Source organism: Aequorivita capsosiphonis DSM 23843 (assembly GCF_000429125.1).
In the GTDB taxonomy this organism is placed as follows: domain Bacteria; phylum Bacteroidota; class Bacteroidia; order Flavobacteriales; family Flavobacteriaceae; genus Aequorivita; species Aequorivita capsosiphonis.
Map to the genome: position 1 here is coordinate 1 of NZ_AUBG01000001.1, position 25,206 is coordinate 25,206.

The following is a 25,206-nucleotide window of genomic DNA, read 5'->3' on the forward strand; positions in this document are numbered from 1 at the left end:
TGGGATTCCTTAGCCTAAAAACCGTGTTTTCATTTTGGCAAATAAGCCTGAGAATTATTAGCTAACTTTTGGTTCTTCTAACTGGCCCACAACGTCTCGAATAAACGCAGTAGCGGGATCCACGCACTGTCTTTTTGATTTATACCAGACTTTAAATATATAAAATTACTTTTGGTTTTTTCTCTTGGCCGCTATTGTGTTTATGCATTGTTGTGGGAGGGTTTCCCCAAGCTTTGGCCATCCCGGACAGAAACCGGCCATCTGATCTTGCCGAAAACACGGTTTTTATTGTCAGTAAATAAACACCGGCTAAAATTGAGCGTACTGATTGGCTCAGCAGGCCTTTGCAGATACAAGACTGCCTTTCTCGGAATCGCAAAACGCCCAGCCTTGATCCAGTAAATGTGCACCTGCCAAAAAAATATCCGTTCCGCTAAGAGTTTACGGTCCATTCTAGAGATAAAACTACCACAGTGGGTGTTTTGTGATTCCACAGCCTAAAAACCGTGTTTTCATTTTTGCTGATATTCCTGAACCTTTTCCGAGTTGTTTTTGAGTATTGTTAACCCAACTTTTACCTCATTAAACTCTCCCACAACGTAATTGTGTATGCTTAGTTGCGTGCAAAATAGTTAAAATTTTCGGTTGAAGCAATAAGCTATTAAAGCTATTTTAACCTTATAAATATTCGGGTTTGCGAAACCTTTTCGGTTTTCAGAACCGATAAGGTTTTGCAAACCGGAATGGAAAAATAACATTTCAAAATGGCTTTAATAGCGACCCAGCAAAAAATCACAGACCTCGGAAAAAAGCCTTTAGCAGCAATTAAGTATACACGCTGTTGTACGTAGGCTCTTCCTATTCAGTTGGTTGTTTTAAATAGTCCCAGTTTTCATATTTTGACATTTTAAGCCTCTTTTGAGTTGGAATTTTAGATGCAGAAACCGATATTTTGAAGATTTTTATCTTCTTTTGAGCGAGTATTGGGGTTGCTGATTTCAGGATTTTGGAGCATTTGGGCTTGATTTGTAGATTAAAAACCAAAAAGCTTGAGTTTAAATATTTTTTGGAAGAATCATTGGTGATCTAAATTTTCGATTAAATCAACGAAGTTGGGAAATCCGTTCCGAGTTTGTTTTGGTGCATTTCTGATTTTTCTTTTTTAGATGATTTTTCTCGTTTAAATTCAATCCAAAATTTTGTCGAAAGTTTTATTTTCGATCTACAAAACGTTTTTTGGTTTTCCTTTTTTTAAGATCTTTTTGCGTAATCAATTCAGCGTTGTTTTTTTGTTGATAGAATTAAAAATCTTGAATGAACCTGCAATTTTGTTGGTCTGGTCAGCTTACGTACAACGTCTCTGTATATGGCTCGTAGCGTGCAAATTAGCAATAACTTTTCGGTTGAGCACGAGCCGAATTTTTTAATTTTCTTATTACCTTTTTTATCAATAAGCCAAATTAAAAAATTTGGCGGACTTGTAAATATGCCTTAACTTCGATTAAGCAACTAATTAGCTATGAGCTATATACGTTGTTGGTGGTAGTTTTTATTTATTGTTTTATATTTTCTAAAGTTACTCCTAACTTTTTCAAAACTCTTATTCCATTTATATTCTCTGGATTTAGTTTTATTGATTTTTTATAATTTTCTATCGCTTTTTTCTTTTCGCCTTGTTTTAAAAGAGCTTCAGCATAGCTATCGAAAGCATTAAAGGAATTAGGGAATGCTTCAACGCTTATTTCAAATACAGCAATTGCAAAGTCATTTTTGTTTTTACTTAGATAATAATAACCTAAATCGATTAATTGTCCCTCAGAAAAATTGTATTTATCTTGTTGGTTATTTTTTAATTCGAAGTATAATTTCTTAATATCACCAACACCTTTGGTGTCTATTATTTGCTTTATTTTATTAGCTATGGAAGGTAGGACGATGCAACTGTCCAACGATTCTTTATCAGTTAACCAATGTGACCATTCACAAATTACTTGGCTAAAAACATTACTTCCAGCTCCACCGTTAGTTAACATTACAAAACCATCATTTGTGTCAGGGTTAATCATAAATAAAGCTTGCCAGCCTGTGTTAGCGCCTCCGTGTCCGTATATAGTCATATTGGTTGACATTAATTCCTTTTGATAGCCTAAGCCATAACTATCATTTGAAACAGGAACTGGTGTCATCATCAGTTCTAAGCTATGAGTTGATAAAATATTTTGAGTATATTTTTTGTTTTTATAGAGACTAGCTAGTGCAAATTTTGAAAAATCCTCAATAGTTGTATGTAAACCTGCAGCTGCTTTGGCTGTAAACAGTTCAAAGTCTATGACTTCACCAAAATTGTTATGCTCTAGTGATGACGCTTTTAATATGTTTTCATCTATGGTATAACTACTATTGGTCATTCCTAGAGGATTTAATATTTCGGCTTGCATATAATCTTCAAATTTTTGCTTGGTAACTTCTTCAATGATTAGTTGCAGAATAGTAAACCCACCTCCTGAATATTTCCATTTTGTTCCTGGCTCCATAATGATTTCCACACGTCCGGGACCATTATTTTTACCATCTAAAGATTCTTCAATAGTGGGTAAATTATCTTTTGGAGACCAACCTGGATATCCGTGTAATGATAATCCAGCTGTATGACTTAAGAGTCTTCTAATCGTCACTTTATCTGAATCAAATTCAGATTTTGGCAAATGCCATCTAGTAAGATATTTTTCGGCTGGAGCATCAAGTTCAATTTTACCTTCTTGCACTAGTTTCATTACTCCCCAAGCAGCAACAGTTTTGGAAATAGACCCAATATTAAAACCTGTCTTAGTTGTTACCTTAGTTCCTTTAACAATATCTGAATAGCCATAACCTTTTAATAATATTATTTCCCCATTTTCTATAATTGCAATTCCTGCTCCAGGAACAGAAAAATCATTTAATAATTTAGGAATTTGATTGTCTAGTTTATTTACAAATTGGTCAATTTCTTTTGTTCCTTTTTGCGCACTGAGAGTAAAAGAAAGAAGAAGAATTAAAAGAGATATTAATCGTATAATCATTTTAAGTTTTTTTATGAATATTGGGGTTTAATGTTAAACGAATGGCTGTTTTGAATTACCACCAACGTAATTGTGTATGGTTAGTTGCGTTAAAAATAGCCATAATTTTCGGTTAAGGCAACAAGCTATTAAAGCGATTTTAACCTTATAAGTGTTTGGGTTTGCAAAACCTTTTTGGTTTTGCGAACCGAAATGAAAAAATAATATCCCTAAATGGCTTTAATAGCGACCCAGCAAAAAAGCACAGATCCCGGGAAAAGCTTTAAGCAGCAATTAACTATACACGCTGTTGTGCGCAGGCTTTTCCATTGTCATTTTCTTTTTGTTAATTATTAGTATTATAAAACACATTAAATTTGTGCCCATCTGGGTCAGAAAATACTAAAACGTAAAACCCGTTTTCCTCATACATTTCTTTTTTATCTTTTCGAGGATCAAAAACTATTTTTCCGCCAGCATTTTCAACTTCGTTAATCCATTCGTTCACTTCCGTTTTACTTTCTGCCGAAAGAGTAAACATAATTTCGTTTCCTTTATTCAAATCAGAAATTTCGCCTTCAAGACTTGATTTTAATTCCTCATTCTTAAAAAAATGGATAATGAAATCACCATCGCCAACTAAAAAACTTATTAATTCACTTGTTGGTTTTCCATTGATTCTAAATCCTAAATTTTCGTAGAATTCTTGAGTTTTTTTGACATTGTTTACTCCTAAATTTGCCCAGATTTTTTTTGGTTTCATTTTATATTTTTCTTCTTGGTAATTTATGCCAAAAGTTTGATTTTATAATCGACCTTTGGATAGAAACGATCCTTTTTTCAGCTTGCGCACAACGTGTTTGTATAAGATTAGTTGCGTGTTTTGAGCAACTAATTTAGCAAATAAAAACCAGATAGAAAGTCTGCGAGGACTTTCGTAAATAGGCTATTACCAGCAATTAATTTTATACGGTGTTAGCAACTGGGCTTTATACTCTTACAGTAAAGTAATATTCTGCTATTCTCAACCCAACAAATAAAATAAAAGCAATAAATAGTTTTAAAAATAATTTCAATTTCGGTTGTTCAATTTTTTTCGACTTTAATAGCATTTTAATACTTCTTCTGAGTTTTTCTTTATTTAACCATAATATTATTAAAATCAATATTTGATATAATAATGCTGCCCTCAATGCCCCAAGGTGGACACCAAAATAAATATCTTGAAATATGATGTTGACCAGTATAGTTGAAGTAAATAAGCACCCAATGATTCGTGTTTTTTTTATTAGAATAAATAACCCCCCAATAATCTCAAAAATTCCTAGTGTTATCGCAAATAATTTTGAGTAACCATAAAACGCCCACATTAACTCCATTCCGGTCATTTCTGATACCGTTTTATCAATTTCTATTGCACTCTCGAATTGCAATAATTTAGTGCCTCCGTAAACAAACATTGCAAAAACTACAAGCCAACTAATGGCATTTTCAAATATTTCAACCTTATCTTTTTTGCCAAAATTCATTTTTAATTTAATTTATTAGGGATTGGATTTTCTTTCGGTAGTCTATAAAGCTTAACTGCTGTATAAGCTATCCAAGCAAAGACAAAGAAAAAATTAACCCGTTGACCCACAGATGGGATATTGGGAAAAAACCAAGACCAAGTTCCCGAGGCAATAGTTAACCATACGAAAATCAGTAACGTAACATTGCTACTTTTCCAGTAATTATTGTCTTTCATCAATTTTGAATAAGTAAAAGTACCGATTAGAAAAGATAGATAACTTCCGTAGCTTCCAATCATATGAAAGATAGTCGTTATTGATGAACGATTATCTAAATCTGCAGGAAAAACACCAGAAAACATAAGAAAGAAGCCAGTCAAAAAAATACCGATCAAAGGTAATTTGGATGATTTTTTTTCCGCCATTGATTTATACAGTCCAATAGAGTACATAGAAATTAGAATACCTGGTATTATATAACCAAGGATATTCCAAGTCCACTTGTTCGGTGCGTCAAGAGAACCGAGTTCGCTCACTAGTTTATATAAAAAGCTATATTCTGGTCTTTGATTTGCCATTATGAAATAGGTAGCTCCAAATAAAATAGGTGAGATTAGACCTAGGATTGCATAGTTTCGATTCGTCATTTTTTTTTGTTGTTAAGTATTTGGCATACAAAAGTAATGACTTATCTCTCTATTGATTTTGACTTAAATCAAAAAGTGCTTTTTCTTGCCCTAACTCTACTCAATGTTTCTTGAGTCATTCCTAAATGAGAGGCTAGCATTCCTAAAGGGACTCTTTGTAATTTGTTTTTTGAGGTTTTTTCAAAGAATTGATAACGTTCACTAGCAGAATTAAACTGAAGTGAAATGATACGTTCCGATTGTTCCAAAAAATATTTAGAAATCAACATTCTTCCAAATCGTTCCATTTCAGGAAAATCTTGAAAGCAGTTTTCAAGGTCGGTTATAGAAATTTTAATAAGTTCTGTTTCTTCTAAAGTTTGAATATGGAAAAGATCTGAGATATTTTGAAGAAAGCTATAAATGGATGTTATCCATTCATTTTCTGCAGAAAAACTATCTGTAATTTCTTTATCTCCTTTTTTGTAGTAAAGTCTCGTAAGTCCTTTGTTTATAAAATAAGTATTCGAACAAGTTCTATGAGGTTTATGAAGAAAATGACCTTTAGGAAAGGTTTCTGTTTTACAAATTGAAATGAGTCGGCATTTTAGCTCGTTTGATACTGGAATGAAATTCGTAATATGATTTATTAAATTTTCGATTTTGTCGATTGTTTTTTTGCCTTGTTGCTAACGTTTATGTGTATGAGCTGTGGCGTGAATTAAGCACGGAACAATCCAAACAGGTACTTGCCCGAGGAAAATCCGCAGGATTTTCCAGATGAGCGAGGACAAGCCATAGCTTATACACGGTGTTAGCACACGGTTTTTTTCTTTCCGCTGTTGTTATTTTTTTCACGTCAGAGTAAAGTCCGACGCAATGTTTTTTAAAAGTCCAATTTAATAATTTCCGCTTAAATTCCGTTACGGTTTTCTGCATTCAGTTCCGTCGCAATATTTTTCCGCCAGATTTGGTTCGGTTGAGAAGCACGGACTTTTCGGTTTTGCACTTAAACAGCAAAAAAAAATCCGATTCAGTTCCGTTTTTTCCGTCAGAGTTGATTTCGGCGCAATGTTTTGACTCCCGAAACTTCGGGATTGCTTTTCAGCCGAAACTTTGTTCAGGCAAAGGTTTTTCCAGTTTTGTAAAGAACTTTCGGGTTGAAATTTCCATTGGCAAATCCGTTTGAGTGATAATTTCGGCGCAATGGTTTTTCAGTTTCGATTTGTTTTTCCAGTTTCAGCTCTTAAAAATCAAAAAATTTCGATGGATTTTCCGCTTTTTCTTGGTCTGTTCAACTGTGTGCTAACGGTCTAGTGTATGATTTCGTTGCGTGTTTAAGCACTAAAGTTAGCAAACAAATCACAGATAGAAAATTCCAGCGGAATTTTCGTAAGTAGGCTCTAACTAGCAATGAATTATACACATTGTTGTAGCACGTTATTTTTTAATTTTATAAAGTTCAATCGCCTTTAAATATTTAATTCCGCCACCTTTAGTTTGGTCGTTTAAAAATCCATTCAATTCAGGATAATTTTCCGCAATCCAATTTACAAGTTCATCTCTGTTTTGAATAAATTCCTTAACGTTAAACGAGGCAGATGTCCTGTTGATATTCTTTATTTTATTATTCTCAAATTGGATAATCTCGTCTGTAATAATAGGTTCGTGATGAAGAAAGAAAATTCGCTTGTCCGTTTTTGAAATTTTAGCTTTTACAATTCCATTTTCTTTTTCGATTTTGAGTATTTCGTAAGTCGGTTGGAATACAGAATCCCACTTTACCCATTCAGCGTATTCATTTCCACTATATTTTTGTTCAAATCCGTCGTCAATGGTCGTAAATCTTTCGGTAATTAATTCAGTTGTTTTTGAAGGGTTTGAATTGTCAATCGCAATGTAGAATTTTTTAGCAATTTCTAATTTGTCAGATTCCTTTTCAGGATTTTTACAGGAAATAATTCCGATTGCTAAAAAGAATAGAAAAACTACGATTTTGTTCATTCGTATGTTGGTTGGTTTTAATGTGCTACAACGGATTTGTATATGGCTCGTAGCGTGTAAATTAGCGATTATTTTCGGTTAAGCACGAGCCGAATTTTTTAATTTTCTTATTACCTTTTCTTTTCAATAAGCCAAATTAAAAAATTTGGCGGACTTCGCAAATATGCCGAAACTTTGATTAAGCAACTAATTAGCTATGAGCTATATACGTTGTTGCCACACGTATTTATTCAGGCCAAACTGACCATAAAAATAGAGTAACAATAATTAATTCCGTTATGTTTAAGGCTATTTTATTTTTAATAATCAGCGATAAAATAAAATCAACCAATATTCCAAATAAGCCTAAACCAATTCCTACTGTCATTGCAATCAATCCATAACCAAATGGGTCATTTACAGATTTAAAGTCAAAAATGATTATTGTAAGACACAACAAAATTGATAGAATTGAAAAAATAAATAAAACTGAAATTTTCTTTCGTAAAAAATCTTTCATAGATATTGTTAATCAGTCAATTTAGTAAATCGGCGCATCAAATTTTACAATGATTGTATCATTTTCCACAATAAAATCAACCCAATGGTCAAGCGAACTTCCGTTTGTATAATATCCGCCACCACTTTTTCCATTTTGACCATTCTTTCTGTCAAAAGTTAGCGAGTATGAACCATCAGATTTATTCTTGCTCATTGATAAAAATTCTCTAACAGACTTATTTGGTTCTATGCTATCAATATTTATGGTCTTAACTTTTTCACTCGTTGTAAATTCAATATTCGATATAGTTTCGCTTGAATTGTTTTCGATATGAACTTCTATTCCGTCTTTTTTATAGAAAAAACAAGAATTTAAAGTCAGAATTAAAATCAATGCAAGTAGTTTTTTCATATGTGTGGCAACGGTTTAGTATATGAAAAGTGCGTATTTGTGTCAGAGGATTTTCGGAACGAAAATCGGATGAAAGCAAGTACGCACTTTCAATTGGTTTAGCACTAAACTACGCATTTTTTATATACAGTGTTAGCACCAGTTTTTCTTATATTTCAAATAAAATCTTTGTTTTGTGTGGAATTTCCAACAATTTTTCTTTTTGAATGACTATAATATTCTCTTTAATATAATTTATAAGTTCGCTTTCAAGTCTTTTGTCCTTTAAATTCTGTAATATTTTTACTTTTTTAATAGAAAGGTCTTTATTAATAGTCAATTCGAAAATAATTGGACGTATAGCTGTTACAGTACTTTCATTACTATATATAAATCTTCTAGAATTAAAATGTTCTTCTGGTTGAATCATTGCAGAAATATTAAACTCGTTTTGTGGAACTATTTTTTCATCCTTTAAAAAATCCAACAATTCCAATTCAGATTTTATTCTCTCATCATATCGTTCTTTAGCATTTGGATATTTAGTGGAATTAAATTTTTTGTCAATTTGTTTTGCTCCAGAACAATATCCAAAACTTAAATTCCCGTTAGTGTCTTTTTTTGCGAATATTAACCAAATCGAATTTTCCCAAACATTAAAACCACAACTACCATAAGACATTGTTTTTATCTTTGTAGTTGTTTTTCCTTTATAGATTTCAATTATTTCTATTTCAACGTTGTCATAGATTGTATCAATCTCGTTTGGTGTGACTTTTAATATTTTAGCTGATGCTACAAAATCAGATTGGGCGATTCTTTGCGTAATATTTGGGTTATTACACATACAAGCAAATATTAGATTTGTTGAGAACAAGATTAATATTGTTGTAAGAATGTTTTTCATAAATTGGTGCTAACGGTCTGGCTATGAGCAGTGCGCCAAAAACGAACTGATTTTCGGAATAAGCACGAAGCCAAAACTTTATTTTTTACTTAAATTCTCACTTTACGCCAAAATGAAGTTTTGGCGACTTCGTAAATATACACCTGATTTTGGATTAAACACGAACCCAGCATTGCTTATAGCCTTTTGTTGTGGGCCGGTTTCCCTTTTTCACAGGCTTTTGCTGATTAGAACTTGCCTTTGGAGCTTGCCGAAAACACGGTTTTTAATTTTCACAAATAAATACCTACCAAAAAAATCTTCATCCACTTGAGTCATCTACTATCCTAACCAAATAAGAAACTACGATCGTCGGAATCTCAAAATGCCCAGCTCTGATTTTGTAAATAAACATTTGCCAAAAAAATCTTCATCCAGAGAATCATTAAACCATCCTTCGTAAATAAACAATTACTTAAGATGGCATTTTGGGATTCCTTAGCCTAAAAACCGTGTTTTCATTTTGGCAAATAAGCCTGAGAATTATTAGCTAACTTTTGGTTCTTCTAACTGGCCCACAACGTTTATGTATATGAGCTGTGGCGTGTGTTGGCACGAACCTCTCCAAATAAAAACTGGCTTTGGGAAATCCGCAGGATTTTCCAAGTAGGCACAGACCAAGCCATAGCTTATATACTGTGTTGTACCCAGTTTTTTATTCACTCAATTTTTGTTTTCTTTCCGCAATCCGTTCTTCAAATTTTGGATTCAATTCAATTCCGTTTATAAATTCAGGTTCAAAACTTCCAATCGTTATAAACTCAAAGTCTATAAAGAAGAAGTGTTTTAATCCGTTTTGTTTTAAGATCAGATCTCGGTTATTTTCCGCCAATCTTTGAATTTCTAAAGTGTCCGAAATAGGTTTGTCAAATTGGTAAATCCGCAATTGGTTTGTGTTCAATTCGAGTATTTCTTTCAAACCGTTCAAGTCAGTTTGGACATCCATTTCCATCTGTCGAACATTTAAATTCTTGAGTTCAATTCCGCTTTGTGTTTTTAAGTCCGTTTGCCACCATTCGATTATTTCATTCGGAAGGAATTTATGGATGAAAATTGAATTCAGTTTTTTATCTAAAAGTCCCCAAATTTCTTCGTTAGAATTTATTTCAAATGTTAGTTCGGTCATTTTTTCAAATTGGGTACAACATGGGTATATACAAACATGGAGTGACGTATATATCGCACTTGTACACCATGCTATTTCGGTTTGTTCTTTCCAAATTTAGTTGATTCATACAACGTATCCAAAGGACTTGTTAAAGTTTTGTTATTTATTCCTAATACACGCGTGTAAACCTCCGTAGTTTTTGTGCTGGCGTGGCCCATCGAACTTTGAATGTAACGTATGTTTACTCCGTGTTCCATAAGATGGGTGGCGTAACTATGGCGCAGCGTATGCGGTGTGCTCCACGGGTTGCTGTTGGTACCCTTTACAGCTTGGCGATACATACGTTGTATGCTCTGTGTAGTATATTGTCCACCCTCCTGCCCCTCAAATAACCAATAGCTTGGTTTATATTCTCGATAGTAATTTCGCAATAAATCCAAAAGCAAAGGGCTAAGCGTACAATGTCTGTCTTTTTTGCCTTTACTATCCTTTATAAAAAGATACCCATCATCGCTACGAACGTCAGCTATTCGCAAACGCACCACTTCCCCCACACGCAAGCCCGCTGCATAGAGCACATGGAGTATTGCTTTGTGCTTTATATTGCTTGGATAATTTAAAATGGCAGCTACTTCTTCTTTACTCAGCACATCTGGAAGGTCTTTACTTTTCTTAGGCCTAGTGACGTTATAATATTCCCGCGGCATTCCTAAAGTATGCTCGTAATAGCACTTTATTGCATTTATCAATTGGTTTTGCTTTTGGTCGCTTATTTTATACTTGCTAATTAAATGATATACGAAACCCTCTATCTGCTCCTTGGTTATTTCGCGATAGGCAACAGATTCAAAATATTGAAAAAATTGAGTCAGATTGCTTTGGTAATTGCGAATGGTGGCTTGACTAAAACCTTTTAAAATCATTTTTTGATGGTTGCAATCCAACTCAGCCTGTATGCTTTCCGAAATTGCTATTTGTGGGATCACCAGAGGACCTTGGGTGGCCTGTTTTATTAGCTTATCGCCAAACAGCAATTGAATTTTTTTAATATTCTCTGCAGTGTTTACAATACTCCAAAGCTTTTGGTGGTAATGATAAAAGGAGCTGTCAAGCTTTTTAAAAGCCGCGCGTTCGCGCTCCATTTTATACGGAATAAAAAACTTTATTCTCCCCGCCTGGACCTGTGGGATATACATTATAATATGAGTTTTACTTTTCCGTTCCATGACTCTTTTGTCAAATGCTTTATTTAAACTTAAAGAAATAAAATAACCTAAATACTATGGCAAACGACTATAAACGTATATATCCGTTAAGAACGAATATGTATATTTGTCTGTACTATAGAAAGTTATATGGATAGGAAGTGTAAGATATGTGAAAAACCGATCAAAGGACGGGCAGATAAAATTTTCTGCTCCGTCCACTGTAAAAATGAATATCACAAAAAAATTCGCTATGCCTCCAAAATTGCCGCTATAGAAATAAACGGCTACTTAAAACGCAACTACGCAATCTTATTAGAGACCTTGGGAAAGAATAAAACGCAGCTAAAAATCTATAGAAACTTACTTGAGAAAAAAGACTTCCGCTTTAAATACCACACCCATTTTCACATAAATTCAAAAAATAAAACGTTCTATTATGTTTATGATCTCGCTTGGATGGAATTCTCTGATGATGAGATCTTAGTTGTACGCAAGATTTAGTTCCCTTTTATTATTGATCCAATGTTATATATATTAACCTATTTAAAAATAGATCTCACCTCCACATAAACCCGTTCAAAATTATCCTCCAAATCTGCTTTAGAATACTCTTTCACTCCCTTGGGCAAACTTCTTTGAATCTTCTGCAACTGAAACTGGACCTTTTTATCCTTCCCATCCGCATACGTAATAAACTCTCCCTGCTTCAACCGGAAAAACACACCCGCTCGAATTTTAGGAATCTCCTTCTCCCCTGTTGTTATTCGTGTATCAAAATCGAGGTTATGACCCCGACTTATACTTTTGGTTGGATCTTTAACAATCTCAAAAAAGCGTTCGTAATATTTAGCAGTGTCCGGGTCATTGACTTTTCCAAAGAATTGATAGGAAAGGTTGCTCAAAATCGCTTTGCTAGCCTTGTCACCGTACATCATATCGTTCTGTATCTTGTCCTGCATCACATATATAGTTGATATATCATAACTCCGCAAAGTGGCAGGAATACGGTGCATATTTAGCAATCGAATTGTTGGAGCTTCTTCCATCATCAAAAAGGAAGGAAGCGAATTTCGCACACTCATCTGTTTGGTAATAGTGTGGATTATTGTAGCAATTATTGGGGAATAGGCTGTTTCAAACTTTGGATTGTTCGCTACCGAAATCACCGCTGGATTATCCTGATTATTTATATTAAGTGGCACTTCATCTGCGGAAAGTGCCATAAATATGCGTTGCGTGCTAATCCGCTTTAAGGCATTTGCCAAGGTGCTCTTTACCGCTGCCGTTTGTCTTTCGGAATCCTTTCCACTTATAAAGGCATCCGCCATTGCTCGGGAAGTGGTATTTGAACTTAAAAAAGCAACCAAACTTTCAGTGTCGAGATACTGGTAGATAGCAATAAGATGTGGCAATGTACAATACTGTGGATATGAAGTTCGGAGTTTCCAGATAAGTCCACCGATCAGCCCCTCTGCCGCATCATTAAAGAATTTGGTACTTCCCGTAGTGCCAGCTTCTCGTTGTTCCAAAAGGTTTTCAATAAGAACCCTGGAAACTTCATTTACGCTTTCCTCATTTTCAAGGTATCTCGGGGCGATGGGGTTCACCCGATGAATTATTTTATCGAAAGAGATGATATAAAAGGGAATATCAGAATCTTTAAAAAGTGGGTAGGCCATTTCCGTAATTTCAAAATCCTTGTAGTCGTGAATAACCCCACAGAACGAATGTTTTTTGAAATGTTTTAGAAACCCATACACGACACTTTCCGTTTTTCCACTACCTGCAGCTCCGATTATCGAAGCGCCCCTCCTAATATTTTGGATTTTGAATTCCCCTCGATTTAATTTAAAATGGACTTCATATTTGGAACCAGCTTTAGATGAATTATCATCTTTTTGAAAAAACACATAAAGTATCGTATTTATCAATAGTATCGGACATCCAAAATAAAGTAAGGAACTTGACAAACTAATGGAAAAGGATATATAATAAAGCATCCAGGCAATGAAAAATAAGTTTATCCAAAAGGCATATTTCATCAAGCGAAACAGACCATAAAAAATTAAGCCGGCTGTTGTAATAACAGAAATAATTATTATTGGATTATTAAAGTCCATAGTTTATAAATTAGATCCCAATCGAACTGGATTTAATTGCCACCTCCACTCCCCGCCTCAATCTATTGAATACTTTCAATGCCAATTGTGCTGAGTTTGTTGGAATGCTTTGAATAGGCATTCCAGATTCCCGCATCAATTTAAAGGCAATGGCCTTTTCATTCGTTGGTAATTGTAGCAACGCAGAAAAATAGAAATTCGAATTTTTTATAAATTTCTTTCTGGCTCGGTAGGTTTCCACAAAATTGCGTTGGTAACCAAAAGTCCTGTCGAAAGTTTGTTCTGCTTTAGTAAAAAATTGGTCTCGGTCAAATCCTCTCTTTACTAACTTACCGTTCATCATTACCTCAGATGATTTGTATTTGCTACCAGGGGAAAGACTGAACGCGTTGGAAGCATCCTTCCTACTAACAATAATATGGATATGGGTCTGGTTGCCTTCCTTTTTCATTCCCCGAACAATACGCTCACCATTTTGCTGATGGGGAGCATCCCGTTCCAGTTTCATTATTTCCTTTTCCAGGGTTTTGATACTTCCCTCCTTATCACCTAACTGAATTGTTCTTATTTCCTTTTTTAATTCCAGTATTTTTGTAGCAAAAGCTTGGTTCTCGCGAATTTTAATGTCCGATCCTTTAAAGGTTCGTTGATGTTCTATTTTCGCATAGTATTTAATATCATCAATAGTGATGGGCCTACCGTTTATTTCACGATTGAAACAAGACACATAGTCTTTCATCACTTCCTGGGTGCATTTTTTTAGATCCTCACTGTGATTTTGTAAACGTTTCAATTCATATTTAGAAGGGCTGACTGTAATAGAATAAAACTTAGGCTCAATCTTTTTAAGTTTGGCGGTGTTACCATCAATTTCGTGCACCACTTCCTTAGCCGATATTCTATCGCCATATTGATTGAAAAAGAATTCTTCATTTTCGAGTTCCAGATCTTGGTTTTCCTTTTCCAGATAATTCACAAAATCGGAAACACTTTGGGTATAGTTACTCCCCAATTTTTGAGGTGTGATGGTGATATACATTATTGTTGTTTTTTAATTTTCATCCTGACGTTCGCCATATTTCAGAGGTTTTTCCACCACCGTTTTCTTTTCTAAAATGAGCGGTTTTTCATTAGGTACTGACTCTTCAAAAAGGGAAAGTATCATCGCTGCGGTTGGTTTAGTCTGCGTTTTTTCCATATCTCTCATAATCGCAATTACCGCATTTATTCTTTTTAGAATCCGCACTTCCGAAGCCATTAAATGCGGTCCAAGAGAGTCCATTGGAGAAATTCCGTGATCTCGAAAAAACTCCAACATTAGCAACAATGTCATTGACTGCGACTTTGAAATCGACTTGCAATAACTCCGGAATTTTTTAGCCACAGATTTCTTTATACTCAAGCTCTCGAACTGTTCTTTTTCATATCCATTATCCATTTTTTCGTGAAATATTTGCTGGTTTTGTTGGTGCGAGATGCTTTTTCCGTGAAAAAATAGTGTAAACCCGACTTGTCTAAGATATCTCGAAAACTCAAAGCGCTTAAAACCAATGATTTGTAAAGTGAATTGGAGTTCTAACATCGCGCAGCGTGTTACCCTCTTGCTTCTCCAATTTGTCCGCCCGCGGACAAAATTTTAGAACCATTTATAGAAAATTAAGAGTCTCATTTGAAATTTAGAATTGATCATTAATTTTTGTGAAATTCAATTTGAACAACTTAAATTTTAGTCAAGGAATTATCAATTCATTTGCGGATTGTTCAATGAAATATTTTCAAATGGAAAAAGACCCTTGAGGTTTTTAAGGGTCTTTCTGGTCATAACAATTACAAACTAAAATTGTTAATATTCGCTAGGCAACAACAATGTATTGTCTATAAAATACAAGCGAAGTTCATCCAAAGGAAAATCGGTTACTCTGTATTTATGTGTTTCGAATATAGTACCATTTCCATCTCCATAGGTAATGGTCGCCTGACATCCCAATTTTTGCTGTTCCTCTTCCGTTAACCTCTTAAAGTCAATGGTTATAAAATAGCTTTTTTCCATTAGGCTTTTTGCAATTATTGAAGTGTCCGTGACCAGCCAAAAACATTCAGCGGCTTCCACCAAATATTTTATTCCGTTGGTAAATCGGGTGCGTGTCAATGGGATTTGATAGAACATATCTGTTCCGCTAAAATGTTGCAATCCCTGTTTTATTTCGTTAACTTGTGCTTTCATTTTACATTTATTTAAAGTGTTATCCCGATAACTATCGGGAGAATAAGAGGGCGCTACTTTCGACTGAAACGCCCTCTTAAATTTTACCGCTATTATTCAGCGTTTCCGTTGTTCTTGGTTCCAAGTAACAGGATTTCATCGGCTACCACTTCGGTAACATATCGTTTCTCTCCTGCTTCGGTTTCATAGGAACGGGAGGTCAATTTGCCTTCTATGGCAACTTCCTTTCCTTTGCCCACGTATTTCTCTACGATTTCGGCAATCTTGCCCCAAGCTACAATATTGTGCCATTGGGTGTTCTGCACTTTTTCGCCGTCTGAATTTTTATAAAATTCATTGGTTGCAAGTGAAAAGTTTGCGACTTTCTTGCCGCTCTCTAGGGTCTTGGTTTCGGGGGCATTGCCCACATTCCCGATTAACTGTACTTTGTTTTTTAGTGTACTCATGATTTAAAAATTTAAGGACCTGCCTGCCGGCAGGCAGGTTAATTAAAATACCATCTGAACCTTTCAGATAGTTTGCGTTTATTATTTTTTTGAAGTGATTTACTTATTATATCTAGAGCGTTTTCCTGTTTTTGTTTTTTTAACTTTGTTTCCACTTCCCTTTTATTGATTTCGTAAGATTTCATAATTATCGTTTTAGATTTACTTCCCATAGAGCCGTCGCTGTTACCTTTTTTTGTTGCTGATACATTTTCAATATTTGGAATTAATAAGGACTTATAAAAGGGAGGTACGACCGGTTATGCAGTCCGTTTAACTTCCAAATGTTGGTATTTTGCTGTCAAAAAAGGGTAGGGACAGTGGCGGTTCGGGAGGTTTCTAAAAGACGTATGTGAAATACTAAATCAATGGAAGTGGAAACAAACGCAAAAATGTGAATTCCGAACAGGCGAACTCCGTTCACAATTTCGGATAGGAATGGAGTGCGCTTCCCAGCAGCGCGGGAAGGGCAAGCGGAATGGAAAGTAGAAATTGGGGACGGTGTCCAAGATTTTTGTAGAGAAGCTCTTTTCCCGAAATGAAGCTTTTCGCGGAATGCAGGGGAAAGTGCTGAACGGAATTTAATATCTGTATTTGATAGTTAGCAGAATTTAAAGCGGACTTAACTTCAAAGATGAAGATTGGGAATGAAGTGTTCCTGCCGTATTTCAGGCAGGATTAGCTTAATGGAAATTGGAATCTTTGGAGTTGTGTCCAAGACCTCTGTAGAGAAGCTCTTTTCCCGAAAAGTAGCTTTTCGGGAAATGTAGGGGAAAGTGCTGAACGGGTTATAAATACAGCATTTGATTCTTTGCATGATTTAAAGCGGACTTAACTTCAAAGATGGAGATGGAATGGAGTTTGACCGCTTCCCGACTTTTCAGGGAAAGAGCGGGCAAGTGGAATGAAATTGGAAACTTTGGAGTTGTGTCCCAGACCTTTGTAGAGAAGCTCTTTTCCCGAAATGGAGTCTTCACGGAATGTAGGGAAATGTGCTGAACGGAATAAATAAATTGTACCTTATTCTGAGCATAATTAAAAGTAGATTCAAACTTAAAAATACGATTAAAAGTGTTAAAATACCAAATTAGAATTCATACATTATTTAGTTAACTTATTAAAATAGCCTTAGCACAATCACGAACTTATCTAAGCGATTAAAACCCGCAATGAAAAAGCCAAAGTAATTACAAAATTTTTCTTTCCGTTTTATCTGTAGCCTCTAACAATAGACCAAAACTCTAGAAAATTTCGTTCTCACTCAAAAGAAAACATTGTTTATCCTTTAGCATTAAGACAGATGAGGCTAACATTTCTTTAGTATGTTCACTTTCTTAATAATAATTTAAAATATCTTATATCCCCCTCTTCATAGTCCGCATATTTTGATGACTGTAACAGTAGAAATTCCATTGCAAACTATATAATTTGAAATTGTTTATGGGGTCAATTTGTCACTAGCATTCCATATTACAAAAATTCAACAACTCGTCTCAAATCCAGCTTTAACAACTCCTAAACAACTAATCCAATTGAGTAATAAATATTTCCTCTACAAAAATCGTAATTGACGTATTATTCTTAATCTGGTTAATAATGAACGTCTTCTCCTATTATCCATTTTTAGAAAAGTTGTAAAATCATTCCATTTCAATCAAACAAATATTTAATTCTTATTGATTAATTCATTAATATTGTTTTTATTTAGACTGAATATAAATAGATTTGCGCGCTCAACTTGTATATAAGTTGAAATCGATTTAACAACCAATCATTAAAAAAAAATGGAAACCCTAAAGATATGTGGTAGAATACAGGAAATAAATACAGAGTCCATTCAAACCTGTTTAATTTCTGCCTACCAAAAAGGACAGGTTTTTGAAGAGATTAATTACTGTATGGAATGTGGTCAACTTATTTTATTTCAGTCCAAGATTCTCAAAGCTTCCGGTATTTTGATTCGAGAAGTAAAATCGATACAATCATCAGATATAACGGAAGGGTTAGAAATTTCAGGAGAGTCTATTATAATGAGATTTATAATTAAGGCAGATAAAGAAAGACCTACGCACAATATAATCTATGGATCAAATTCAAATACGTGTTTTGTTAAAACATATAGAGAAACCGATAGTATTTTTATGATTATTCTATCTAGAGAATTTTATTTTAATCTCATCCCTCATAGCTACGAATCTCATAAGGAATTTGCTTCTCACGTTATCAATGAAACTACTTCCAAACTTTTTGTTTCAGATCTTCCTATTGACCCTTTAATTGGTGGAATTATAAACGAAATCAAAAAATGTAAAAGAGAAGGTTTATTTAAACGAATATTTATAGAAAATAAAGTTCAAGAGCTTTTATTGATACAGTTGGAACTCTATCTTCATCAACAAAAATATAAAGATACAGTGGGATTTAATGAAGATGAAATTACAAAAGTATGTCAAGCAAAGCTTATACTTGACTCTAGTTTTACGGATGCGCCTACTATTTGTGCACTTTCTAAAAAGGTGTTTCTCAATGAAACTAAGCTAAGAAAAGACTTTAAAAGCTATTATAGTGTTACCATAAAAAATTATATTATAAGCTTAAAAATGAATTATGCCTTACGACTGCTATGCGAGAAAAAACACAACATAACAGAAATTGCCGAAATGTGCGGTTATAATGGTCTGGTTCAATTTTCTGTTGCCTTTAAAAAGTTTTATGGATGCTCGCCAAAAAAATATCAAATATAACTGTCGCAATATTGATGTTATAGTATAGAATGCCTGAAGAAGGTTGTTCATAATTAGATTCCAAAATTATTTTTTTACAATTATACAATTACAACCTTATAGCGTGGGCGAAATACACTAAATAAAATAGTATTCCAAAAAAATATTGGTTCTATACAAAGCAATTTCTTACTAAATCAAACAATCCTCCCGCCCTCGTCCACTTTAAATAACATAAATATAATTGCATCTTGGTTGCAATTTCTCAAATCCATTCATCCTCATGATGGGGTTCAATGTTAAAACAATATACTTTATAGCACATGTGTTTATCACATATTTTAACTCCAGATATGTAAAAAAAGATATCAAAAAGCTTAAATAAAATTAGGCCCTTCATCTCCTCTACAAGAAAAACACTCTTTACATTTGTTCTTTATTTAGATTAATTAAAAATAATTATACCATTATTATGGCTATGATGGCTTTTCTCTGATAATTGAAATAGAAATTTAATAGGTGGTTAGCAGTATTTTTTGAATTAACTCACAGTATGACTAGAAAGTATATTATTTATTTCACAACATTAATAGTAACTACGTCCCTCTTTGCACAAAGGGAAGTGCTTAAAGATTCCTCAAAAGTTGAAAAACTTGACCAAGTTGTTGTTACCGGACAGCACAATCCACAATCTGTTGGGAAATCTGTTTTTGAAGTAAAGGTTATTTCTCGTAATGATATTGAGAGACAGGCAGGAAATAATCTTGCAGATGTTCTAAGCAACACCTTGAACCTTAATGTTACTCCAAACACTTCCACCGGAAAAAGCGGAGTTAGCCTTTTTGGTTTGGATAGTCAGTATTTTAAAGTTTTGGTTGATAACGTGCCAATTATAAATGAAGAAGGCATGGGCAATAACACCGACCTAACCCTTATAAATCTGGACGACGTTGAACGCATAGAAATAGTTGAAGGAGCAATGGGAGTGCAATATGGCGCGAATGCTGTTTCCGGAATCATCAATGTCATCACCAAAAAGTCCTCTAAAAAAGATTGGGAAATCAGCACTTATATTCAAGAAGAAACTGTGGGCGATGAATATGAATTATTCAATAAGGGCAGGCATATTCAATCAATAAAGCTAGGACATAATTTCACAGAGAATCTTTACGCCAATGCAGTTTTTTCAAGAAACGATTTCGCTGGTTTTTGGAATGATCGTTTTGGCGAAAAATATGATCGCAATGATGGTCTTCGTGGATATGAATGGCTTCCAAAGTTGCAACAGAATACCAAGATGTTACTTTCCTACCAAAAAAATGATTTCGCAATATTTTATCGTTTCGATTATTTAAACGAAACTATTGAGCATTACAATGAACTGGTTGATGTAAATGAAAATCCAGCCACCGGCACTACCCGACCGATTGCACAGGACGAGATTTTCACTAACAATCGTTTTTACCATCACTTAAATGCAACCGGCTCTCTTTTGAAAAAAGTGAACTATAATATTTCCGTAAGCTACCAAGAACAGACAAAGGATCTGGAGCGCTATACTTATATAATAAGGGAAAATAAGAAAGAGAATGTAGAAGAAGGTGAATATCAACAGCGCAGTGCTTTCTTTTCGCGTGGTACTTTTAGTAATCTAATCAATTCTAAAAGCGTGAGCCTCCAAACGGGTTTTGAACTCACCAACGAACGCGGAAGCGGCTCTGCGGTAGCAGTTGTAATAACTCCCGGCGAAGAAAAAATAACCCAAAATCTGGAAAATTACGACTTTTTTGCTTCTTCAGAAATAACATTATCAGATCGTTTTTCATTCTGCCCCGGTGCAAGAGTTTCTTTCAGCAATCTTTTCGATACGCAGTTTATTGGTTCGTTGAGTGCGAAACAAATTTTGAACAATGGGTGGGAACTCCGCGCCATTTTGGGCTCGGCTAACCGAACTCCAAACTACGACGAACTTTACACCTATTTTGTTGATGTAAACCACAATGTTCAGGGAAATCCGGAATTACTTCCCGAGAAAGGGCTTTCTGCTTTTCTTCATATAAAAAAACACAGCAGTTTTAACGATGGCAAGATTCGCATAAAAAATAAATTGAGTTTTAATTATTTGGGACTTGACGACCGCATAGAGTTGATTGTTGTTCAACAAAATCCGCTACAATTTCAATACAGTAATATTGATAGCTATCGCGCTATTGGAGCATTTACCGAGAAGGAAATTTTCTTCGGAAACTTTAATGTACAATTGGGCGCCTCTTTACAGGGAATTTCAAAAGTTCTGGAAACGAGAAATAATAACGAAGACTATCTTTTCAATCTTCAGCTAAATGCAAATTTTGGGTACACCCTTCCTAAATGGAACACTACTTTTTCAGCCTTCATTAAATACATAAGCGAACAACAACAATTTGTTGAAAAAACAAATGACGCCGGCGAACAAGTATTTGAAACCGGAAAAACCGATGGCTACAATTGGATGGATGTTACTATCAGTAAATCATTTTTCAATGGAAGCTTTGTTGCTACCGTTGGCTCCCGAAATATTTTTGACGTAACCTCCGTAAACACTACTGCCTTTGATGGTGGCACACACAACGGCCCCGGCGCGCAAATTCCCTTGGGGTATGGTCGATCCTATTTCTTAAAACTTATGTACAATCTAAAATTATAATTATGAAACCTTTTAAAAATATTATTTGCATTTTCTTGACGCTGGTAGGGCTTTCTTCTTGTGGTTCAGATGACAATAATCTTACCTCAGATCCCTTTGTGGTTGCTTTTGAAACCCTTTCCGGAAACTTGGGCGAAATACAGGCGAACGAAAACATAAATTTGATTTATTCCCAAACCGCAAAAAATAACGGTGCCTTCACCATTTCAATAAATGTAGAAAACGCAGTGTATGGTATAGATTTTACTACAGAACCAGCCGCTATAGATGGCAAGATTACACTTCAAATAAATGAAGGAAGTAGCAACAATGCCTTCCTCTTCAATAAATTGAATCCAAATCTTGATGAAACTACGCAGATAACTTTCACAGTTACGAATATTGATTATCCAAACGCTGAAATTCGCGGCAATACTTCGCACGTACTTAATAGTGAAGCCGCTTTGGGCGGAAGCATTCAACCTGAAGTTGGCGGTCCGAACGAGCAGTTTCAAGTATATGTGGATTTAAGCGGGAAAACTTTCACAAAAGTCCAACGCGATGCCTGGGATCTTGCTTTCTTTTCACAAGATGAATTCCGAGTTGGAATAAATGGGGCTATCTATATGGCTGCAGCTGAATTACAAGAAACAAATATTGACAATATTACGCAGGCCGATGTTGAAGATTTAATGCCACAAGTGGCAGTAGGTACTTTTGATCCCGCAAATGAAATCTATATTGACTACCCAGATGGAGATATAAATCGAACTGCAATTGAAGAAATAAATTTAGACGATGACCAAAACAAAGTCTATTTAGTGAATTTAGGTTACGAAGTAGGCACCGAATCTCCAACTAATGGAAGTGTTGCTGTAGCTGGCGATGCTCGCGGTTGGAGAAAATTAAAAATTCTGCGTACTGGCGACGCTTACATACTTCAGTATGCAAACCTAAACGACACCAGCCACCAAGAAATTACCATCAACAAATCTGCTGGTTTCAATGCAACATTTTTCAGTTTTAATACAAATTCTGTAGTAAATGTAGAGCCTGAGGCGGGCCGCTGGGACATTAATTTCACTGTTTTTACAAATATTATTGATGGCGCTGGATCTTATGGCTATTCAGACGGAGTATTGCACAATCGTAAAGGTGGCGTTACTGCTTACAGCGTGACCAAAGATCAATATACTTATGAAAATTTTAATACATCAAATGTAATTGCCAACAACTTTAAGATGGATCAGCTAGTAATAGGTGCTAGTTGGAGAGATGTTATGAATGAAGAAAAGGTGCTGGTGAATAACATTTTCTACATCATTAAAGATTCTAACGGCAATGTTTACAAACTCAAATTTACCGCCCTTCTTAACGACAATGGCCAACGCGGTTACCCCGAATTTAAATACGAACTATTAAAATAATCCAATTAAACAAAAATCCAATAACACCAATTTCAAATGAAAAAATCATTACAAATTGCAGCCTTCGCCCTCATCACACTGGCGGCAACTGCGCAACAGACCAACGTAACCCTATCAATGGGTGCCTACTATACTGATGAGGTATATTATAAACTCTCTTCCGAGGAAACAAATACGTATCCAGCAGCAAGTTGGGACATCGCCTTTTTACGTGAAAACGCCCAAAGTATTGGTATTCGTGTAAATGATGGTATTGGCATACAAGTTTTTGAAGCAGCGGATAATGCAGCCGATTTCAATAATATAGATATTGCCAATGAAGCTTCTTGGACCTCGCTTTATAACGACGATACAAATTGGGACAATGGTGCTTTTGTGCAAGGTTCCGCCAGTTATGGTTGGGGCGAGTATAATCCTATTTCGCATCACGTGGAAGGAACCATTGTTTTTGTTTTAAAATATGCCAATGGTACCTACAGAAAATTCATAAATGAAGATTATTTTGGGGGATATACTTTTAAATATGCCACATGGAATGGAACATCTTGGGTCGGTGAGACTACTACAACGGTTGCTAACACTAGCAATCCAAACAACCGCTACAATTACTACTCGCTTCAAAACAATGCCGAGGTAATTGCAGAACCAGCCGTAGGTTCTTGGGATTTCGTATTTAGAAAATACAACACCTTTTTAGATCCTCCGGGAGAAAATTACATTGTAACCGGAACTTTGCAAAGCCCAAATATAACTGTTGCTAAAAACGAAGAGCCTACCGGAAATGGCAATCCAAACGGGCAAAATTATTCCGAGGAAATAAACACCGTTGGCTACGATTGGAAAACTTTTAACGGCACAGGATACGAAGTGAATACAGATATGGCTTACTATATAAAGTATGATGAAAACGAGGTGTATCGTCTAGTTTTCGAAACTTTTGAAGGCGCTTCAACTGGAAACCTAAGCTTCAATTTTGAAGATGTTTCAGATCTTTTGGGTCTTGAAGATATTTCTGAAGGCGTTGCTTTCGGTATGTACCCTAACCCTTCCACCGATAAAGTGGTGAACGTGGTTTACGATTTGAAAAACTCGGTTTCACAGGAAAATACTATTTCAGTTTACAACGTGCAAGGCAAATTGGTGCATACTTCCAAAGTTGGTTCACACAACGGTTTTTTCAACAAAACCCTTGACCTTTCTGCTTTGCAGAGCGGAATGTACATAGTTCAGTTTAAAGCTGGCAACAACAGTATTTCAAAAAAACTTCTCCTAAATTAATTTAAAATGAAAAAACAAATATCGCTACTGGTTGCCGTAATTGTTTCAGCAATCACAATGCAGGCACAGGATAAAAAAGAATTGGATAAAAAGGCAATTAAAGACATGTGTGGCTGCTATGAAGTTACTTTCAACTTCGCCGAAACTTTTAATTACAGCAAAGATTCTCTGTATAAACCATCTCACAATGAAATTTCCTCCGGTTTGGAATGGGCAGAAATAATAACCGACGAAGATAATAAAATTGTGATTCAGCATTTATTGCAAGTGGGTAACCCAGCCGAGCCGATGGTGGTAAAACACTGGCGCCAAGATTGGCTTTTTGAGAATACAGATTTTTATACTTACAATGCCGACAATATCTGGAAATATGTAAAAAAACCACTAACAGAAGTAAAAGGGCAATGGACCCAAAAGGTTTTTCAAGTTGATGACAGTCCGCGTTATGAAGGTTCTGGTACTTGGGTACACGTTGACGGCAAACATTTTTGGGAAAACACTACTGAGGCCCCCTTGCCAAGACGCGAATACACTACCAGAAGTGATTATAACTTAACCCTACGCGGCAATCGTGTTGAAATAACCGATTTTGGTTGGGTTCACGACCAGGACAATGAAAAGATAATTCGCGAAGCTGGCAAGGAAGATTTAATTCTGGCCAAGGAGAAAGGCTTCAATACCTATGTAAAAGTAGATGACAGCCGCTGTGCAGTCGCCGCAAAATGGTGGAAAGACAATGGTGAAAAATGGACACTTGTACGCAACAAATGGGATCAAGTTTATGCCCAAAACAAAGACCTTTCCCTTGAAGAAAAAGTAGACAACAAACCTTTGTATAAATTTTTATTTGAAGAAGAAAGCTATAACGATAAAGCCGCAATTGATGGTGTTATTGATTCTTTTGTAAAAAAATAAATAGTTCTATTCCCCCTATCCTCCCTTTGGGGAGGTTGGGAGGGAATATTTTTT

At 35.1% G+C, this 25,206-nt stretch carries 23 protein-coding genes; 6 read left to right on the forward strand and 17 right to left on the reverse strand.

The genetic code is table 11. From position 1 onward, the window contains the following. Nucleotides 1-1,553: 1,553 nt before the first annotated feature. The 12 genes from G440_RS19080 to G440_RS0100085 form a co-directional block, all read right to left on the reverse strand. Entirely contained in the window at nucleotides 1,554-3,062 is a 1,509-nt protein-coding gene (locus G440_RS19080; protein WP_245574801.1) for a serine hydrolase domain-containing protein, read from the reverse strand. 325 nt (nucleotides 3,063-3,387) lie between these two features. After that, nucleotides 3,388-3,804: a VOC family protein gene (locus G440_RS0100025; protein ID WP_026449436.1), complete on the reverse strand. Its 417-nt coding sequence runs from the start codon at nucleotides 3,802-3,804 to the stop codon at nucleotides 3,388-3,390. Nucleotides 3,805-4,030: 226 nt separating this feature from the next. Further along, nucleotides 4,031-4,570, reverse strand: a complete 540-nt coding sequence (locus tag G440_RS0100030; protein WP_026449437.1) for a hypothetical protein — start codon at nucleotides 4,568-4,570, stop codon at nucleotides 4,031-4,033. A gap of 2 nt (nucleotides 4,571-4,572) precedes the next feature. After that, complete coding sequence (locus G440_RS0100035; protein WP_026449438.1) at nucleotides 4,573-5,199, reverse strand: DUF998 domain-containing protein; 627 nt, start codon at nucleotides 5,197-5,199, stop codon at nucleotides 4,573-4,575. 68 nt (nucleotides 5,200-5,267) lie between these two features. Further along, nucleotides 5,268-5,486, reverse strand: coding sequence for a cyclic nucleotide-binding domain-containing protein (locus G440_RS20475; protein ID WP_051285031.1), 219 nt, complete (start codon nucleotides 5,484-5,486; stop codon nucleotides 5,268-5,270). Nucleotides 5,487-6,618: 1,132 nt separating this feature from the next. Beyond that, nucleotides 6,619-7,182, reverse strand: a complete 564-nt coding sequence (locus G440_RS20480) for a hypothetical protein (protein ID WP_051285033.1) — start codon at nucleotides 7,180-7,182, stop codon at nucleotides 6,619-6,621. 226 nt (nucleotides 7,183-7,408) lie between these two features. Next, a complete protein-coding gene (locus tag G440_RS0100060) occupies nucleotides 7,409-7,681 on the reverse strand; it encodes a hypothetical protein (RefSeq protein ID WP_026449440.1) in 273 nt (90 codons plus the stop codon). Nucleotides 7,682-7,702: 21 nt separating this feature from the next. Next, nucleotides 7,703-8,074: a hypothetical protein gene (locus G440_RS0100065; protein WP_026449441.1), complete on the reverse strand. Its 372-nt coding sequence runs from the start codon at nucleotides 8,072-8,074 to the stop codon at nucleotides 7,703-7,705. A 148-nt stretch (nucleotides 8,075-8,222) separates the two neighbouring features. Next, nucleotides 8,223-8,960, reverse strand: coding sequence for a hypothetical protein (locus G440_RS0100070; RefSeq protein WP_157417754.1), 738 nt, complete (start codon nucleotides 8,958-8,960; stop codon nucleotides 8,223-8,225). Between the two features lie 525 nt (nucleotides 8,961-9,485). Then, a complete protein-coding gene (locus G440_RS21100; protein WP_157417756.1) occupies nucleotides 9,486-9,662 on the reverse strand; it encodes a hypothetical protein in 177 nt (58 codons plus the stop codon). Then, nucleotides 9,655-10,125: a hypothetical protein gene (locus G440_RS0100080; protein ID WP_026449443.1), complete on the reverse strand. Its 471-nt coding sequence runs from the start codon at nucleotides 10,123-10,125 to the stop codon at nucleotides 9,655-9,657. The genes G440_RS21100 and G440_RS0100080 overlap by 8 nt, the downstream gene beginning before the upstream one ends. A gap of 71 nt (nucleotides 10,126-10,196) precedes the next feature. Then, nucleotides 10,197-11,303: a tyrosine-type recombinase/integrase gene (locus tag G440_RS0100085; protein WP_245574802.1), complete on the reverse strand. Its 1,107-nt coding sequence runs from the start codon at nucleotides 11,301-11,303 to the stop codon at nucleotides 10,197-10,199. A 159-nt stretch (nucleotides 11,304-11,462) separates the two neighbouring features. Between G440_RS0100085 and G440_RS0100090 the strand changes: the two genes are divergently transcribed. Continuing rightward, on the forward strand, nucleotides 11,463-11,816 hold the full coding sequence (locus tag G440_RS0100090) for a hypothetical protein (RefSeq protein ID WP_026449445.1): 354 nt from the start codon (nucleotides 11,463-11,465) through the stop codon (nucleotides 11,814-11,816). A gap of 38 nt (nucleotides 11,817-11,854) precedes the next feature. On the opposite strand, the gene G440_RS0100095 is transcribed toward G440_RS0100090, so the two are convergent. From G440_RS0100095 to G440_RS0100115, 5 genes are all read right to left on the reverse strand, one after another. Next, the gene (locus G440_RS0100095; protein ID WP_026449446.1) at nucleotides 11,855-13,435 is read right to left on the reverse strand and encodes a type IV secretory system conjugative DNA transfer family protein; all 1,581 of its coding nucleotides are present in this window, start codon (nucleotides 13,433-13,435) and stop codon (nucleotides 11,855-11,857) included. A 10-nt stretch (nucleotides 13,436-13,445) separates the two neighbouring features. After that, entirely contained in the window at nucleotides 13,446-14,474 is a 1,029-nt protein-coding gene (mobB, locus tag G440_RS0100100; protein ID WP_026449447.1) for a MobB family relaxase, read from the reverse strand. A 12-nt stretch (nucleotides 14,475-14,486) separates the two neighbouring features. Beyond that, nucleotides 14,487-15,017, reverse strand: coding sequence for a BfmA/BtgA family mobilization protein (locus tag G440_RS0100105; RefSeq protein ID WP_342663945.1), 531 nt, complete (start codon nucleotides 15,015-15,017; stop codon nucleotides 14,487-14,489). Nucleotides 15,018-15,278: 261 nt separating this feature from the next. After that, nucleotides 15,279-15,659, reverse strand: coding sequence for a DUF6876 family protein (locus G440_RS0100110; RefSeq protein WP_026449449.1), 381 nt, complete (start codon nucleotides 15,657-15,659; stop codon nucleotides 15,279-15,281). A 92-nt stretch (nucleotides 15,660-15,751) separates the two neighbouring features. Beyond that, on the reverse strand, nucleotides 15,752-16,105 hold the full coding sequence (locus G440_RS0100115) for a single-stranded DNA-binding protein (RefSeq protein WP_026449450.1): 354 nt from the start codon (nucleotides 16,103-16,105) through the stop codon (nucleotides 15,752-15,754). Between the two features lie 1,823 nt (nucleotides 16,106-17,928). Between G440_RS0100115 and G440_RS0100130 the strand changes: the two genes are divergently transcribed. From G440_RS0100130 to G440_RS0100150, 5 genes are all read left to right on the forward strand, one after another. Then, nucleotides 17,929-18,888, forward strand: a complete 960-nt coding sequence (locus tag G440_RS0100130; protein ID WP_026449451.1) for a helix-turn-helix domain-containing protein — start codon at nucleotides 17,929-17,931, stop codon at nucleotides 18,886-18,888. 532 nt (nucleotides 18,889-19,420) lie between these two features. Further along, the gene (locus G440_RS0100135) at nucleotides 19,421-21,553 is read left to right on the forward strand and encodes a TonB-dependent receptor plug domain-containing protein (RefSeq protein ID WP_026449452.1); all 2,133 of its coding nucleotides are present in this window, start codon (nucleotides 19,421-19,423) and stop codon (nucleotides 21,551-21,553) included. A 2-nt stretch (nucleotides 21,554-21,555) separates the two neighbouring features. Then, on the forward strand, nucleotides 21,556-22,959 hold the full coding sequence (locus G440_RS0100140; protein ID WP_034258680.1) for an HmuY family protein: 1,404 nt from the start codon (nucleotides 21,556-21,558) through the stop codon (nucleotides 22,957-22,959). A 36-nt stretch (nucleotides 22,960-22,995) separates the two neighbouring features. Then, nucleotides 22,996-24,237 (forward strand): T9SS type A sorting domain-containing protein, encoded by a 1,242-nt coding sequence (locus G440_RS0100145; RefSeq protein WP_026449454.1) that lies wholly within the window; start codon nucleotides 22,996-22,998, stop codon nucleotides 24,235-24,237. Between the two features lie 6 nt (nucleotides 24,238-24,243). Then, nucleotides 24,244-25,152, forward strand: coding sequence for a DUF6607 family protein (locus G440_RS0100150; RefSeq protein ID WP_026449455.1), 909 nt, complete (start codon nucleotides 24,244-24,246; stop codon nucleotides 25,150-25,152). Nucleotides 25,153-25,206: the final 54 nt, after the last annotated feature.